A 14,754-nucleotide genomic window follows, 5' to 3' on the forward strand; every position below is an offset into this window, starting at 1 on the left:
CACGCCGGTCATTGGTACGAGATCCGGCTCGTACACCATCATCGTGGACGTAACCGAACGCGCTCGGTGCGCTGGAGTTTCCGATCGTCTATCGCGGGCACCAGTTGTGGCTGACGATTAACGGTCGACGCGTTCAGGTCAGCGCGGGCGCCGGAAATCGACGCGCGATCGAGATCTCGTGTCGTGACCAGATGGTCCGACTGGAGCCGGGGTGCACGGTGAGTCTGGGCTAGCGGCTGCGTAGCCCGTCCGGGACAAGCGCATCACGATGTCAACTGACCGGCCATCCCGGTGTGCGGCCGAGATCCTTCCATTCTCGGTCCCACTGACGCATCCGGCTTCGTCCGTTCATCCACCGCACCCCCATATACAGCAGGAGGGAGCAGACCGCCGCGGCGACCCAGACCGTCAGTGCCGCGCTCACGGCGATCGCCGCGTTCTGCACCCCTGACCGGGGTTCGTCGACCACGTTGCCGTTCGTGTCCACCCACACGGTAACGGTGTCGCCGCTATGAGTGCCGGGTGTGGTTTCCACGGCGGTCGAGCGCAGGGTGCCGTCCGGTGCAGTCCACTGAGCCGTCGCACGGTCCTGGGTTTCCGGTGAGCGGCTGGGCGCGTCGGCGACCACCACTTGTCGCGGATCATCGATGAGAACGGCTGATTGTGCATGTCTGGTCTGGAGTTCGGCATGAGACCGTTCGTTCAGGCCGGTGTACGTCACGGTTCCGAACGCCGCGGCGAACGGGACCACGATCAGGACGAATGTGATCAGGACGGCCGCGACGACGGAGTCGCAACGGTCCGTGGCTCGCATGAGCGGATTTCGGCTCCAGGGCGCCAGCCGCCACCAGCGCAGTGCCTGATCAGTGGTCATCACAGCCTCCTCGGACCGTCCTTCTGTTTCCGAGTCTTCCGCGTACGAGGAGGACAGCCTAGGGCACAAGGTCATAGGCAGGGGTTGCCCTGTCCTGCAATGTCATTCTGCGATCTGCCGGTATCGGAGCGCGGCTTCGCTGCACGCCGGATGGCACACCATGCTTCGCCGTCCTCCCGCAGAGATCGACAGGAGTGACTTTCGGCCCTGGAATCGGGCGCTCCGTTATCGCACCGTTGTGGAAGAGGCCGACGCACAACATCGGAACCACCCGTCGGCGAAGGAACGAGGACCTCATGTTCGAACGTCACACCACCGCGTCGCCGCCGCGCGACGACCGTCACCGGCGCGACGACGAACCCGGCGAGTTCCTGTACCTCCACCCGATCGGGCTGGTGCTGGCGCTGTTGTCGGGAGCAGTGACCGCAGGCCTGGTCGTCCTGCTCGGCGCCTGGCTCGCAACCCCGCTGGTCGGGGTCGGCGCGGCCGCGACACTCGTCGCCACCGTCGGCCTGGCCGTGGCGATGTTGATGCCCCACCGACCACGCCGGCACGGGGCGCGCCCGGTCCGTCCAGCTGCTCGATGAGCACCGGGCTCCTCGGGCGACGCTTCTGATGCCTGCTGCTCCCGGCGTAGTCTGATCTTCCGGAGCGATCACACAGCAAGACTGGAGGTTGCGGCATGATCAACGTCTTTCTCGTGGACGACCACGAGGTCGTCCGGCGCGGAATCGCCGATCTCCTCACCGCCGACCCCGATCTGACCGTCGTCGGTGAAGCCGCGTCCTACTCGCAGGCGATGGCACGAGTGCCGGCCCTGAAACCCGACGTCGCGGTCCTCGACGTCCGTCTCCCCGACGGCAACGGAATCGAACTGTGCCGCGAACTGCACTCGCTGATGCCGGAGTTGCATTGCCTCATCCTGACCTCGTTCACGGACGACCAGGCGATGCTCGACGCGATTCTCGCCGGGGCCAGTGGATACGTCGTGAAGGACATCCGGGGTATGGAACTGACCCAGGCGGTCCACGACGTCGGGGCAGGAAAGTCGCTCCTCGACAGTCGCGCCGCCGCCGCCCTGATGATGAAGATCCGCGCGGACGCCAGTGAGAAGGACGGAATCTTCGGGCACCTGACCAATCAGGAACGGACGCTCCTCGCCCTGCTCGGTGAAGGGCTGACCAACCGTCAGATCGCTGCACGGATGTTCCTCGCGGAGAAAACCGTCAAGAATTACGTCTCCCGGCTGCTGACCAAACTCGGAGTCGAACGCCGGACTCAGGCAGCGGTACTTGCCACGAAGATGCCGTCGAGACCGTCCGACACCTCACAGGCGAAGCCCCGAGCCCAGTAGCGGTTCCGCCCCGGCGCGCCTCCACGACGTGGGACAATACGTGTCGTGACCCGTCAACCCGATGAACGGGACAGCGCACCTCGTCTCGGCAGCCTCTCCGAGCTCCGGCTCCGTGAACTCCTGACCGAGGTGCAGGAACGCATCGTGCAGATCGTCGATGCCCGGGAGCACGTCGACGGACTCCTCGAGGCGATGCTCTCGGTCACGTCTGGCCTCGACCTCGACAACACGCTCCGCACCATCGTCCATGCCGCGATCAATCTCGTGGATGCCCGGTACGGTGCGCTGGGGGTGGTCAGCCCGCGCGAGGGCTTGAGTGAGTTCGTCTTCGAGGGCATCGACGAGGAGACACGCGAACGTATCGGCGACCTGCCCCGCGGTCGCGGGGTACTCGGTTTCCTCATCACCAATCCCAAGCCGGTCCGACTGAAGGACCTCTCCCATCACGCCGCCTCGGTAGGATTCCCCGACCACCATCCGCCGATGAAAACCTTTCTGGGCGTTCCTATTCAGATCCGAGACGAAGCGTTCGGGAATCTGTATCTCACCGAGAAGGCGAACGGTGCACAGTTCACCGAGGACGACGAGGTCCTTCTCCGCGCACTCGCGGCCGCCGCCGGGATCGCGATCGAGAACGCCCGCCTGTACGAGGAGTCCCGGACGAGGCAGGCGTGGCTCGAGGCGACGCGTGAGATAGCGACCGAACTACTCGCGGGCAGCGAGACCGCCGAGGTGTTGCAGGTGATCACCGACGACGCGCTCTCCCTCACCGATGCCGACAGCGCGTTTCTCGCGGTGCCGGACGACCCCGACATCCCGTCGGACGAGGTCACCGAACTCGTGGTCACCGCGTCGGCCGGAACGGTGTCGGCTCGCATCGGCCGAACGATTCCACTCGAAGGGTCGACGTCCGGCGAAGCCTTCCGTGAGCGGACACCGCTCCGCGTCAACGCTCTGGCCTTCGATCCCGGGTTCGAGACGGGAACCCGGTTCGGTCCGGCGCTGGCGCTGCCGCTGCGTGCAACGCAATCGGTGGCCGGTGTACTGGTGGTGCTCCGTCATGCCGACGCAGCGCCGTTCACCGAGGACCAGCTGGCGTTGATGTCGGGGTTCGCCGATCAGGCGGCCGTCGCGCTGCAGCTCGCCAACAGTCAGCGCCGGATGCACGAATTGGACGTGCTGTCCGATCGGGATCGGATCGCGCGGGATCTCCACGACCACGTCATCCAGCGGCTCTTCGCGGTCGGCCTGTCGCTCCAGAGCACTCTGCAGAGGGCGAAGTCACCCGAGGTCAAGCAGCGACTCGGGCAGTCGGTCGACGATCTTCACGATATCGTGCGTGACATCCGTACCGCGATCTTCGACCTTCACGGCGGTTCGGGTGCCGTGACCCAGTTCCGGCGGCGGTTGCACGAGATCATCGCCGAGATCACCGCGGATTCAGGGCTGCGCACGACCGTGCACATGTCCGGGCCGCTGTCGGTCATCGATGCCGTCCTCGCCGAACATGCCGAGGCGGTCCTGCGTGAGGCACTGAGCAACGCGGTGCGCCACGCAGCGGCCGGCACAGTCACCGTCAGCATCTCCGTCTACGACGATCTCGTCATCGAGGTCGCGGACGACGGCAAAGGGTTTCCGGAGGGCGTCTCCCGAAGTGGCCTGGACAATCTGGCTGCCCGAGCACAGGAAGTCAACGGGCGCTTCACCATCGACACCACCCCCGGCGGCGGAACCACTCTCCGGTGGTCGGCTCCACTGCCCTGAGCCGGGATCGGCTCGCCCGTCCGCCGAGGTGGGGACCTTCTCCCCTACGCCGGCGTCGGAGGCACCGTAACGATGAGAGGTAGCGGCAACTCCTGCCGCGCGTTGCCCCGAGGAGAACACCATGACCGCCCGCCGCCCGATCGTTGTCGGAACAGACGGTTCACCGTCGTCCCTCCAGGCCGTCGCGTGGGCCGCACAGGAGGCGGCGTTACGTAATGCCCCACTGTCGGTGGTCTCGACCACGTTCGTGCCCGGCGCCTACGGTGTCCCGATCGGCATGCCGGAGAGCTTCTTCGACGACGAGGAACGCAACGGGAAGAACCGGCTGGCTGCCGCGGCGGAAATCGCCGCCCGAGCGGTACCTGGGCATTCCCTCGACATTCACACCACGCTCTGCACCGGAACGCCGGCCGGTGAACTCCTCGAAAGATCGAAATCCGCCGCGATGGTCGTCGTCGGCTCGAACCGGCAGGGCATCATCGAGCGCGGCTTCCTGGGATCGGTCAGCGCCGCGGTCGCCACCCACGCACCGTGCCCGGTGGCGGTCATCCGCGGGCTTCCCGATTCCGAGGTCACCCGACTCGAGGGGCCCGTCGTCGTGGGTGTGGACGGGTCGGCACACAGCGAGCCCGCCATTTCGATGGCGTTCGAGGAGGCCGCCCTCCGGCAGTGCGAACTGGTGGCCGTTCACGCCTGGTCCGACGTCGACCTCCCGGTGCACCACGAGGGCGGTAGCGTCTCCGGGTGGAAGCAGGTCGTCACCCAGGAAACGGCCCTCCTGTCGGAGAGTCTCGCCGGCCGGGCCGAGGATTTCCCGGACGTCAAGGTTCGGACGATGGTCGTGATGGACCGACCGGTGCGCAACCTGCGCGAACAAGCCGACAACGCGCGACTTCTCGTCGTGGGCAGCCGCGGACGCGGTGGCTTCACCAGTATGTTGTTGGGATCCACGAGCAGGGCCTTGATGCACTCCGTCCGCTGCCCACTCCTCGTCGTCCGGTAGCGCCGACGGCTGTCAGTGATCGTCGTCGACTCTCGGGGCGAGGGCGAAGTAGTCCTCTTCCTCCTGGGCGAAATGCAAACGCAGCACCGCATACAGCCCGTACAGGCAGGCGAGAAGGTCATCACGCTGGTCCGGGCGGACCTCGCCGTGCGCCTCGACCGCGCCGAGGTGAGTTCCCAGGCGCCGGCTGAGTCGATCGATCTCCGCATGAGCCCTACTCATCGGGGCGGTAGCTTCCGCCGTTCCGAAGGCGTCCGCCAGCGCGGGATACAGTTGGGTCTCCTCGGCACGTTCATGGGGCAGGACCTGCTCCACCAGGACGGTGTGTGCTCTGCGCACCGCCGCCAGTGTCTCGGTTCCGGGTTCGGCGGTCACCCGCTCTGCAGCGTCACGTATCAGCGCCAGCGCTCCCCGCAGATCGTCGTGCTCACGATCGAAACGCTGCAACAGCAGGCCGGTTTCTCGCGTCACCGTGAGTTCGGAGGAGCGGCCGCCGCGAAGGGCGCGCAGGGCGTTGAGGATGACCGCCACGTCGATTCCTTCCTGCAGCAGGGCGCCGGGCGCGGGAGCGATCCAGCCGAACGCCGCGGCGATCATCGCCAGCAGCGACAGCGTCATGCCGATCCCGGCACTCTGGATCGCGATCCGCCTCGACCGTCGTGCGATCTCCATCGCGTCCGCCAACCGGGCGAGGTGATCGGTCGTCAGCACGATATCGGCAGCCTCCGAACTGGCCGTGGCTCCCCGCGCCCCCATCGCCACTCCGACCGACGCCGCCGCCAGGGCGGGGGCGTCGTTGATCCCGTCTCCCACCATGATCGTCACAGCCTTGCGCTTCTCCGCCTGAACTGCTGCCACCTTGTCCATGGGAGTTTGCTCCGCGAGCACGGCGTCGAGTCCGACGATGGATCCGATTTCGAGGGCGGGCGCCGGGCGGTCTCCGGTCAGCATGATCAGTCGGTCCAGTCCGGCTGCCCGCAATCGCCGCAAGGTGCGAGGCGCGTCTCGACGAAGAGGATCCCGCAGCAGGATCGCCCCTACCAGTGCGTCGTCGACCTGGACCCAGGCCACCGCCGCGCCGTCCAGGGCCGATCGCGTCGAGACGGCCTCCGCCCAGTCCGGCAACACGCCGTGATCCGAACCGACCTTCACCGCACGACCGTTCACGATGCCGGTGACCCCGGTCCCCGCCTGCTCGCTGATATCGGTGGGCAGTGGAAGCGGACAGCCCCGTGCCCTCGCGAAGCGGACGATCGACTCGGCGAGAACATGGGGTGACAGCTGGTCGACGGCTGCGGCGAGTTGAAGTACCTCGTCGGGATTGTGGCCGGGGGCGGTTGCGACGTCGAGTCCCGATGGCCTGCCGGTCGTCAGGGTTCCCGTCTTGTCCATCACCAGGGTCCGAGCTCGCCCGAGTGTTTCCAGTGCTCCACCACCGCGGATGACGACACCGATCCGTGAGGCGCGGGACAGCCCCGACACGATGGCGACAGGGGCGGCGAGCAGCAACGGACACGGGGTCGCGACCACGAGAACTGCGACCGCGCGCACGGCGGAACCGCTCAGCCACCATGCGACGGACGACACCAGGAGGGCCAGGGGAAGGAACCAGACGGCGAAGCGGTCCGCGATCCGTACGATCGGTGCCTTGTCGGCAGCGGCCTCCTGCGCCAGTCGGACGATGCCCGAATAGGTGCTGTCCGCGGCGCTCGCGGTGGCGCGCAGCTCGATCGTCGATCCGACGTTCACCACCCCACTGCGCACCGACTCCCCGACCCGGCGTTCGACGTGGAGAGACTCCCCGGTGAGCGCGGACTCGTCCAGGACGGCCGATCGGTCGGCGACGACGACGCCGTCGACGGGGACAACCTCTCCGGACGCGACGACCAGCAGATCGGTGGGCTCGACCGCGTCCAAGGGGACGAGGACGACGTCGTGGCCGATCCGTTTGTGTGCTCGTCGTGGTGCGTGTTCGAGGAGGGCGCGCAGATCGCGTGACGCGCGCCGCTCCGCCGCGGATTCGAGCGTGCGCCCCGTCGCGAGCATGAACCCGATGAGGGCACCTGCCAGATACTCGCCGACCGCGAGTGTTCCCGCGAGGGCGAGCACGGCGATGAGGTCGACACCAGCTGTGCGCTGACGGAGTGCCACGACGACCCAACCCACAGCGGGCGCCAGGGACACCACCGTGCCGATCGCCCAGCACGAGTCCGCGACGCTCGGCCGACCGAGCGAAGTGGCCACCACGCCGGACACGAGCGCCACCGACGTGACTGCGAGCAGGGTGGGTGCCAACAGCCTCGTCAGGCGCGCATTCCACGTTTCGCGGGTTCGTGTGTCGTGCATATGCCTTCCCTCGTCGAGGGCCGACGCGTGAGGACGCGTGTCTCCATCGTCGCAGCCCCGACCCGGTTCGGGCTGCGTGCGACCGTAAGAGAGGACCAAGGTCCCTTTACGCAACCGCCGATGGCGCACCGTCGGAGAAGAACCCCGCCGGGCCCGTCCCACGTGATCCGTACCGGAACGACCCGACGACCAGGAGCGCGCGATGGTGACGCCGACGAAGACAGCTCGCGTGGACCCTCAGGAGTCGACCGACCGGCTACTGCGTGACCTCCGCACCAGACGGGATGGATTGTCACGGAGGGAAGCGGAGCGACGAACACTCGTCTACGGGACCAATGAACTGATTCGGCATCGCGGTCGCACCTGGCCCCGGCAGTTACTGCGGCAGTTCACGCATCCGTTGGCGCTGCTCTTGTGGATGGCTGCCGTACTCGCCGTCTTCAGCGGCTCAGCGCCGCTGGGTGTCGCGATTGTCATCGTGATCCTGCTCAACGCCGCGTTCGCGTTCGTGCAGGAACGACACGCCGAGCAGGCGGTCGAAGCATTGGCGGCGTTTCTGCCGACCAGGGCGCGCGTCGCCCGTCAGGGAACGACGGAGACGGTCGACGTCCGGTCGCTCGTGCCGGGGGACGTGATCTTCCTGACCGAAGGAGACCGCGTGTCCGCCGATGCGCGACTCCTGCCGGGATCGCTCGAGATGGGTCTGGCGTTCATCCCGCTGGGGACGCTCATGGCGGGGTTGTCGCTCGACGATTCGGTCAATTCGCAATCGGGCTCCTGGTCGCCAACGTGCCGGAGGGCCTACTGCCGACGATCACGTTGGCTCTCGCGGTGGGCGTGCGTACTCTCGCCAGACAGGGCGCCCTGGTCAAACGTCTCTCCGCTGTGGAAACACTCGGCTCCACCAGCGTCATCTGTACCGACAAGACCGGCACTCCTCGTCCGGTCGTGGGGTCTGCTGGGAGGTGTGTCGGCAGTATTGGTGATGACGCTCTTCTTCGCGACACTTCTCGAAGGTGGCTGGTATCTGGGTGCCGATGTGGGTGCCGGAATCCTGCACCACACCTGGCAATCGGCGACGACGATGAGCTTCCTCGGCATCGTCGCCTGCCAGATCGGCACTGCGTTCGCCTCGCGAACCGAGCACGCATCGCTCGCAAAGGTTGGAGTCGCGTCCAACCCCCCTGTTGCTGTGGGGAATCGCCTTCGAAGTGTGTTTCGCCGCGCTGGTCGTCACGGTGCCGGTGCTTCGACATATCTTCGGAACCGTGATTCCGCAGTGGCATCAGGTGCTGTGGCTCCTTCCGCTGCCGTTCATCGTCTGTGACGAAGCGTGGCGGTGGCACCGGCGACGGACACCCGGGAGCGTTGCGCCCCGGTCGCCCGCCGAGGTCCCGCAGTAGCCGCGTCGCCCTCACGTGTGTGTTTGCGAGGCAATGTATTCGACGATGTCCTCCACGGTCACCAGTGTCGCGTAGTCGGATTCCGGGATATCGACGCCGAACACGGCATGCAGGCGCACGAGGAAGTTCAGCCAGTCCATCGAATCCAGATCGACCTGATCGCGCAACGGCACATCCGAGGACAGTTCCTCGTCCTCGATCTCCGGTGCGATCTCCCGCAATGCGCGTATGACTCTCGAGTCGATCGTCTCGCTGTTCATCTGTCGTCCTCACCACTTGTCCGGCTGTTGGAGCAGTTCGTTGATTCTGGTCAGGAACTGTGCGCCCCGTGTTCCGTCGCTGGCACGGTGATCGGCGGCGAGGGTAGCTGTCACGACCGTCGCGACCTGCAGATCTCCGTCGAACACCCAGGGGCGTTCACTGGGCCTCCCGAAACCCACCAACGCCACCTGAGGCGGATAGATCACACCGAAAACCGAGGTGACCCCACGTTCCCCGAGGTTCGTCACGGTCAACGTCGGGTCCGACATCTCGGAACTGCGCAGCGAACCGGCACGGGCCCGGGTCACCAGATCGCCGAGTTCCACCATCAGCTGGGAGAGGGGTTTGTCGGCGGTGTCGTGGACCGCGGGAGCGACCAGACCTCCGTCTCTCAGAGAGATCGCCACCCCGAGGTGGATGTGGGGTGCCGGCCGGAACTCGCCGTCCAGCCAGAACCCGTTGAGGTCCGGGAACTGCCGGGCAGCGAGCGCCACCGCCTTGAGTTGCACAGCGGCGAGGAGGACTCGTTCGGTGATCGGACGGGCGGCATTTTCGGTGCGCAACCAGTCCGTCGCCGTCCGCAGTGGAATCTCGTCCATCAGGTAGTAGTGCGGGATCTCCCGCTTGGAGCGGCTCATGGAAGCAGCGATCGCGCGACGCATATCGCGGGTCTTGGCCTCGGCCTTGGCCGGTCCAGGCTCGATGCTGTGGGCTGCCGCGCGCTGAACATCGTCGAGCGTGACCGCAGCACCGGCGCCTGTCCCGGTGACACCGGCGAGATCGATCCCTGTCCTTTCCGCTTCCCTGCGCGCCCTGGGCGAGACCTTGCGCCGTGGTGCCGGTGCTGGTTCCGGTGCCGGTGCTGGTTCCGGTGCGGTGGCGACCGTGGTGGTGCCGGGCACCGCATCGGCAGACGGTCGCTCGGGCGGTGGTGATTCTCCGGGACTCGACAGCGTTGCCAACGGGGTTCCGACCGACACGGTCGTTCCGGGCTCGACGAGCAACCGGTGAACGGTGCCGCTCTGCCAGATCTCCACGTCCACGGCCGCTTTCACGGTGTCGACCGTCGCTATCGCCTGACCGCGCTCGACCTCGTCACCGGGTTTGACCAACCAGTCCGTCAACGTTCCCTCATCCATGTCGGCGCCCAGGGAAGGCAGCGTGAAATCAAACATGGCTATGCCTCGTTCCTACCGATCGCCGATCACATTCCACGCCGTGGACACAATGGTCTCGACCTGAGGAAGGGTCGCGTATTCGAGATGCTTGGCGTACGGGACCGGGACCTCGGCGCTGCACACGCGGCGAGGTGGCGCGTCGAGCTCGTAGAATTCGCGTTCGACTATCTGCGCCATGACTTCCGCCGCGAGACTGCCGGTGCGCCAGCCCTCGTCGACCACCACGGCACGGTGTGTCTTCCGGACCGACGCGGCGATGGTGTCGGTGTCGAGGGGGCGCAGCACCCGAAGGTCGACGACCTCGGCGGCGATTCCCTTCTCTGCCAGTACGTCGGCGGCGGCGAGGGCCTTGGGCAGCGAACCGCCGTACGTGATCAGGCTGATGTGGTTTCCCTCCCGGCGTACCGCTGCCGAGTCGATGTCGACCGGGACGGGCCCCTCGAGGTCTTCCGACGAGTTGTACAGCTGGGTGTGTTCGAAGATGATCACCGGATCGGGGTCCGCGAGGGCCGGTCGGAGCATGCCGCGCGCGTCCGCCACTGTCGCGGGCGCCAGGACCCGGATTCCGGGGATGTGGGCGTACCAGTTCTCGAGGCTGTGCGAATGCTGCGCGGCGAGTTGCCTGCCGGCGCCGGTCGCCATGCGCACCACCACGGGGACGGAGAATTGTCCGCCCGACATGTGCCGGAGCGACGCTGCGGTGTTTACGATCTGGTCGAGCGCGAGCAGGCTGAAGTTGACGGTCATCACCTCGATGATCGGGCGCATCCCGCCCACGGCCGCCCCGATCCCCACTCCCACGAAACCCAACTCCGAGAGCGGGGTGTCGCGGATCCGCTCGTCCCCGAATTCGGCGAGCAGGCCCTTGGACACCGCGTACGTGCCGCCGTAGCGTCCGACATCCTCACCCATGAGGAACACCCGCGGATCGGAGTGCATCGCCTCACGGATCGCTTCCCGCATCGCGTCCCGGTAGCTGATCTTCACGACGCCTCCTCTGTTCGCGCCGGCGTGAGCACGTCGCGCAGGAGGTCCCCGGGCGCCTCCCAGGTGCCTGCCTCGGCGAAGTTCACCGCGGCATCGACCTCCGACATGACGCGGTCGTCGATGCGGAGGAACTCCTCCTCCGAGAACAGCCCGAGCGCTTTGAGCCGCGCCGAGAAGGTGTGAATCGGACCCCTCTCCTTCCAGGACTCCACTTCCGCCTTGTCGCGATACAGTTCCGGGTCGAACATCGAATGGGCACGAAATCGGTACGTCTGGAATTCGATGAAGAAGGGGCCGCCGGTCGTGCGGACGTGCGCGGCGCCGGAGCGGGCCGCGTGCAGGGTAGCAATCACATCCATGCCGTCCGCCTTGAGCGTCGGGACGTCGAACGACGCGGCTTTGACGCACAGATCCGTTTGAGATTCCGAGCGGGACAAGGCCGTGCCCATGGCGTACAGGTTGTTTTCGCAGCAGAACAGCACCGGCAACTGCCACAGCGATGCGAGATTCATGGTCTCGTGAAAGGCGCCCTCCGCCATCGCGCCCTCGCCGAAGAAGCAGGCCGTCACTCGGCGCTTACCCTGCATCTTGTCGGCCAACGCCAGACCGGCCGCGAGCGGCAGACCGCCGGCGACGATCGCATTGCCCCCGTAGAACCGGGTGGCGGCATCGAACAGATGCATCGATCCGCCTCGCCCCCTCGAACAGCCTTCGCGTTTCCCGAACATCTCGGCCATGATCGAGTTCATCGGGACACCGTGCACCAGCGCGTGGCCGTGCTCGCGGTAGGTCGCGACCACCGCATCGCCCGGAGACAGGGCATGCAAGGCCCCGACCGCGACCGCTTCCTCCCCCACATACAGATGCAGGAACCCGCGGATCTTCTGGGCGCCGTACAGCTCCGCAGCCTTCTCCTCGAAGCGTCGAATGCGCAGCATGTCCGTCAGCAACTCGACCGCGAACGCCTTGTCGTAGGGAAAGTCCGGGGCAGTCATCCACCCACCTCCAAAGTCGATGTGTCCCCCTCCGGCAGACCCAGTTCGCGTGCCTTCAGCAGCCTGCGCATGATCTTGCCGCTCCGTGTGTGCGGGAGAACCTCCACGAACTCGATCTCCTTGGGGGCGACCGAGGCGCCGAGTTTCTTGCGGGAGTACCCGAGAAGTTCACGGCGCAGGGCGTCGTCCGCGTTCCAGCCCGTCTTCACGGACACGAAGGCTTTGACCACGGCACCCACGATCGGATCCGGCTTGCCGATGACTCCCGCTTCGGCGACCGCGGGATGCTCCATGAGGACGTTCTCCACCTCGAACGGACCGATGAGGTGACCCGCCGATTTGATGACGTCGTCGGCCCGACCCACGAACCAGTAATAGCCGTCCGCGTCGCGCTTGGCCAAGTCGCCGGTCAGGTACCAGTCGCCCGCGAAGGCGCGCCGGTACCGGTCGTCATTGTGCAGGTAACCGCGGAACATCGAGGGCCAGCCTCGGCGTATCGCGAGTTCCCCCTCCACATTCGGTGTTTCGACGGTTTCGATGCCGCCGTCCCCTGTGCGTCGGACGATGGCGGCGTCGATGCCCGGGAGGGGTCGTCCCATCGATCCGGGTTTGATGGCGAAACCGGGTGTGTTGGCGATCATGATGCCGCCCGTTTCGGTTTGCCACCAGTTGTCGTGGATGGGCCGACCGAGCACGTCTCGTCCCCACAGAACGGCGTCGGGGTTGAGTGGTTCGCCGACACTGGCGATGAGCCGCAGGTGGGGGTAGGAGTATTTGTGCGCCAACTCCGGCCCGGACTTCATCAGCATGCGGATCGCGGTCGGCGCGGTGTACCAGACCGTGACGGCCTGCTCCTCGAGGATGCGGTACCACCGTTCGGCATCGAATTCGTTGCTGTCGACGATCGACGTCACGCCGTGCAGCAACGGTGTGATCACCCCGTACGACGTGCCGGTGACCCAGCCGGGATCCGCCGTGCACCAGAATACGTCCGATGGATGCAGGTCCAGGGCGAACAACCCGGTCGCATAATGGGTGGCCACGGCGCCGTGGACATGGACCGCGCCCTTCGGGGTACCGGTCGTTCCGCTGGTGAAATGTAGCAGGGCAACATCGTCGGCGCAGGTCGGGGTGATATCGCAGTCCCCGTCGGCGTCCACCATCATGCTGTGGAAGTCGAGCGTGTCCGGAACGTCGGTGATCGAACCGGCATCCCCCACCACCAGCACGTGGCGCAAGGACGGCACCGAGTCGCGGATCTTCTCCACCCGCCGCCGATACAGCTGCTCGGTGGTCACCAGGACTTGGGCGTCGCCGAGCCGAAGTCTCGTGGCCAACGGCTCGGGGCCGAAGGCGGAGAACAACGGGGAGACCACGCTTCCGTTGCGCAACGCCCCGAGGATGCTGACGTACAGCTCCGGAATACGACCGGTGAACACGAAGACGGGGTCGCCCTTCCCCACGCCGAGTCCGCGCAGCACGGCGGTGAACTTGCGGACTCGGTGCGCGAAGTCACCGAAGGTGACCTCGGTGACGGGTAGCTCGCCGGCGCCCTTGTTCGGACCCACGAACCGGAACGCGACCTTGTCCCGCTGCGGCCCACAGTCGTGGCGGTCGACCGCGTAATACGCGATGTTGCAGCCACCGGGGGCCGGCCCGAGTCGACGCTCGATGGCAGACCACGAAAACCGGGACCGTTCACCGTCGTAGTCGGTGAAGTTCGGTGCCACCCCACTGGTGGGCGGCGATGTGGGAGTGATGCTCATGGCCGCTGATCACAATCCGCGTCCGCATGCAGCCGCGTCCTCTGTGGCTGCCAGCTCGAACAATTGGTGCGCCAAGTCGGTCAATGCACGAGCAGCAGCCATCTCGCGGCTGACCTGTACTGTGCCGTGTCGAGAGTGGCAGCCGGCCTCTCCCCGTCCCTCGAGGAGGGTCTTGTCGTGTGTACGCAGGCGCGCCCTGGCCTGGGAACGGGTCGGCTCCGCGTCGGGTTCGTATATCTCGATCTCCACAGGCCACATAGTCGCGGGCAGCGGTCTGGTCACCGCCGCTCCGGGCCCCTGCACATCGCGCCCGTGCCACTGGTCCGTCATGGCCACTCCTGTTCGATTGCTGTGTGGTGACGCTCGGTAACGGGGCCCGGTCCCCCGGATCGGTGGGCCACGATCACTCGGTTGCGCGGTGTGGGATCACAACGCTCGGACGGCGACCGTTCAGGATGCCGTTCGAGTGCCGTGACGAGCCGTTGCCGGGCAACTCGCTCGGCCAGTTCCGGTATGTCGGCGATCGGCACCCCCGCGAGATCCGAAATGCTGCCCGCGACTATCCGGGCAATCGCGTCCCGCGTGAAACTCCCCCCGAACTCGGGAATCAGCCGCTCCACCACCGGGGCCTGCGCATGCACCATCGACGTGGTCTCCGTGTCACTGTTCGTGCTGGTCATTGCGTTTCGAGGATCCTTCGATGCCGGGTGGGCGTCCTTGGTTTCCTTCAGCATCGCGAACCCACCGACACCGGCAATAGAGGCGAAGGACCGTAGTCGAGGACCAAAGGCTCTGACGCCGCGTCCGCCTCCCACGCTTGAAT

Annotated in this window: 14 protein-coding genes and 2 pseudogenes; 7 read left to right on the forward strand and 9 right to left on the reverse strand. The window is 66.4% G+C overall.

All coding sequences use genetic code 11. From position 1 onward, the window contains the following. Positions 1-53 precede the first annotated feature (53 nt). Positions 54-233, forward strand: a pseudogene (locus QM806_RS22355) (glycosyl hydrolase family 65 domain-containing protein); the annotation flags it as partial. Positions 234-271: 38 nt separating this feature from the next. Here QM806_RS22355 and QM806_RS22360 read toward each other — a convergent pair. Beyond that, positions 272-874, reverse strand: coding sequence for an Rv1733c family protein (locus QM806_RS22360; RefSeq protein WP_054245538.1), 603 nt, complete (start codon positions 872-874; stop codon positions 272-274). A 296-nt stretch (positions 875-1,170) separates the two neighbouring features. Between QM806_RS22360 and QM806_RS22365 the strand changes: the two genes are divergently transcribed. The 4 genes from QM806_RS22365 to QM806_RS22380 all read left to right on the forward strand — a co-directional run bounded on the left by QM806_RS22365 (position 1,171) and on the right by QM806_RS22380 (position 4,995). Further along, a complete protein-coding gene (locus tag QM806_RS22365) occupies positions 1,171-1,461 on the forward strand; it encodes a hypothetical protein (RefSeq protein ID WP_054245539.1) in 291 nt (96 codons plus the stop codon). Positions 1,462-1,556: 95 nt separating this feature from the next. Then, positions 1,557-2,228, forward strand: a complete 672-nt coding sequence (locus QM806_RS22370; protein WP_054245540.1) for a response regulator transcription factor — start codon at positions 1,557-1,559, stop codon at positions 2,226-2,228. Positions 2,229-2,273: 45 nt separating this feature from the next. After that, on the forward strand, positions 2,274-3,992 hold the full coding sequence (locus QM806_RS22375; protein ID WP_054245541.1) for a GAF domain-containing sensor histidine kinase: 1,719 nt from the start codon (positions 2,274-2,276) through the stop codon (positions 3,990-3,992). A 121-nt stretch (positions 3,993-4,113) separates the two neighbouring features. Further along, positions 4,114-4,995, forward strand: a complete 882-nt coding sequence (locus QM806_RS22380; RefSeq protein ID WP_005257925.1) for a universal stress protein — start codon at positions 4,114-4,116, stop codon at positions 4,993-4,995. Positions 4,996-5,007: 12 nt separating this feature from the next. Here the strand turns inward: QM806_RS22380 and QM806_RS22385 are convergent, their stop codons facing one another. Further along, positions 5,008-7,341 (reverse strand): heavy metal translocating P-type ATPase, encoded by a 2,334-nt coding sequence (locus tag QM806_RS22385; protein WP_283292894.1) that lies wholly within the window; start codon positions 7,339-7,341, stop codon positions 5,008-5,010. A gap of 202 nt (positions 7,342-7,543) precedes the next feature. Here QM806_RS22385 and QM806_RS22390 point away from each other — a divergent pair. Further along, positions 7,544-8,443 (forward strand): annotated as a pseudogene (locus QM806_RS22390) (cation-transporting P-type ATPase); the annotation flags it as partial. 109 nt (positions 8,444-8,552) lie between these two features. After that, the gene (locus QM806_RS22395) at positions 8,553-8,744 is read left to right on the forward strand and encodes a hypothetical protein (protein ID WP_283292896.1); all 192 of its coding nucleotides are present in this window, start codon (positions 8,553-8,555) and stop codon (positions 8,742-8,744) included. 11 nt (positions 8,745-8,755) lie between these two features. On the opposite strand, the gene QM806_RS22400 is transcribed toward QM806_RS22395, so the two are convergent. The 7 genes from QM806_RS22400 to QM806_RS22430 are packed head-to-tail and all read right to left on the reverse strand — an operon-like array spanning position 8,756 to position 14,611. Further along, a complete protein-coding gene (locus QM806_RS22400) occupies positions 8,756-9,004 on the reverse strand; it encodes an acyl carrier protein (protein ID WP_005261629.1) in 249 nt (82 codons plus the stop codon). A 9-nt stretch (positions 9,005-9,013) separates the two neighbouring features. Then, on the reverse strand, positions 9,014-10,180 hold the full coding sequence (locus QM806_RS22405; protein ID WP_283292898.1) for a dihydrolipoamide acetyltransferase family protein: 1,167 nt from the start codon (positions 10,178-10,180) through the stop codon (positions 9,014-9,016). 15 nt (positions 10,181-10,195) lie between these two features. Beyond that, a complete protein-coding gene (locus QM806_RS22410) occupies positions 10,196-11,170 on the reverse strand; it encodes an alpha-ketoacid dehydrogenase subunit beta (protein WP_005261633.1) in 975 nt (324 codons plus the stop codon). Next, positions 11,167-12,165: a pyruvate dehydrogenase (acetyl-transferring) E1 component subunit alpha gene (gene pdhA, locus QM806_RS22415; RefSeq protein WP_005563393.1), complete on the reverse strand. Its 999-nt coding sequence runs from the start codon at positions 12,163-12,165 to the stop codon at positions 11,167-11,169. The genes QM806_RS22410 and pdhA overlap by 4 nt, the downstream gene beginning before the upstream one ends. Next, positions 12,162-13,931: an acetate--CoA ligase gene (gene acsA, locus QM806_RS22420; RefSeq protein ID WP_043788178.1), complete on the reverse strand. Its 1,770-nt coding sequence runs from the start codon at positions 13,929-13,931 to the stop codon at positions 12,162-12,164. Before acsA ends, pdhA begins: the two co-directional genes overlap by 4 nt. Before the next feature lie 9 nt (positions 13,932-13,940). Then, on the reverse strand, positions 13,941-14,261 hold the full coding sequence (locus QM806_RS22425) for a dsRBD fold-containing protein (RefSeq protein WP_169693337.1): 321 nt from the start codon (positions 14,259-14,261) through the stop codon (positions 13,941-13,943). Next, positions 14,258-14,611 carry a three-helix bundle dimerization domain-containing protein gene (locus tag QM806_RS22430; RefSeq protein WP_005563400.1) on the reverse strand — a complete coding sequence of 118 codons (354 nt, stop codon included), beginning with the start codon at positions 14,609-14,611 and terminating at the stop codon, positions 14,258-14,260. The genes QM806_RS22425 and QM806_RS22430 overlap by 4 nt, the downstream gene beginning before the upstream one ends. Positions 14,612-14,754: the final 143 nt, after the last annotated feature.

The organism is Rhodococcus sp. IEGM 1351, from assembly GCF_030056875.1.
Lineage (GTDB): Bacteria > Actinomycetota > Actinomycetes > Mycobacteriales > Mycobacteriaceae > Rhodococcus_F > Rhodococcus_F opacus.

Bases quoted from the DNA above. Each gene is read 5' to 3' on its own strand.
- QM806_RS22400 (WP_005261629.1), bottom strand. From the start codon at position 9,004: ATGAACAGCGAGACGATCGACTCGAGAGTCATACGCGCATTGCGGGAG.
- QM806_RS22360 (WP_054245538.1), bottom strand. From the start codon at position 874: ATGACCACTGATCAGGCACTGCGCTGGTGGCGGCTGGCGCCCTGGAGC.
- QM806_RS22405 (WP_283292898.1), bottom strand. From the start codon at position 10,180: ATGTTTGATTTCACGCTGCCTTCCCTGGGCGCCGACATGGATGAGGGA.
- QM806_RS22430 (WP_005563400.1), bottom strand. From the start codon at position 14,611: ATGACCAGCACGAACAGTGACACGGAGACCACGTCGATGGTGCATGCG.
- acsA (WP_043788178.1), bottom strand. From the start codon at position 13,931: ATGAGCATCACTCCCACATCGCCGCCCACCAGTGGGGTGGCACCGAAC.
- QM806_RS22425 (WP_169693337.1), bottom strand. From the start codon at position 14,261: ATGACGGACCAGTGGCACGGGCGCGATGTGCAGGGGCCCGGAGCGGCG.
- QM806_RS22370 (WP_054245540.1), top strand. From the start codon at position 1,557: ATGATCAACGTCTTTCTCGTGGACGACCACGAGGTCGTCCGGCGCGGA.
- QM806_RS22365 (WP_054245539.1), top strand. From the start codon at position 1,171: ATGTTCGAACGTCACACCACCGCGTCGCCGCCGCGCGACGACCGTCAC.
- QM806_RS22380 (WP_005257925.1), top strand. From the start codon at position 4,114: ATGACCGCCCGCCGCCCGATCGTTGTCGGAACAGACGGTTCACCGTCG.
- pdhA (WP_005563393.1), bottom strand. From the start codon at position 12,165: ATGACTGCCCCGGACTTTCCCTACGACAAGGCGTTCGCGGTCGAGTTG.
- QM806_RS22385 (WP_283292894.1), bottom strand. From the start codon at position 7,341: ATGCACGACACACGAACCCGCGAAACGTGGAATGCGCGCCTGACGAGG.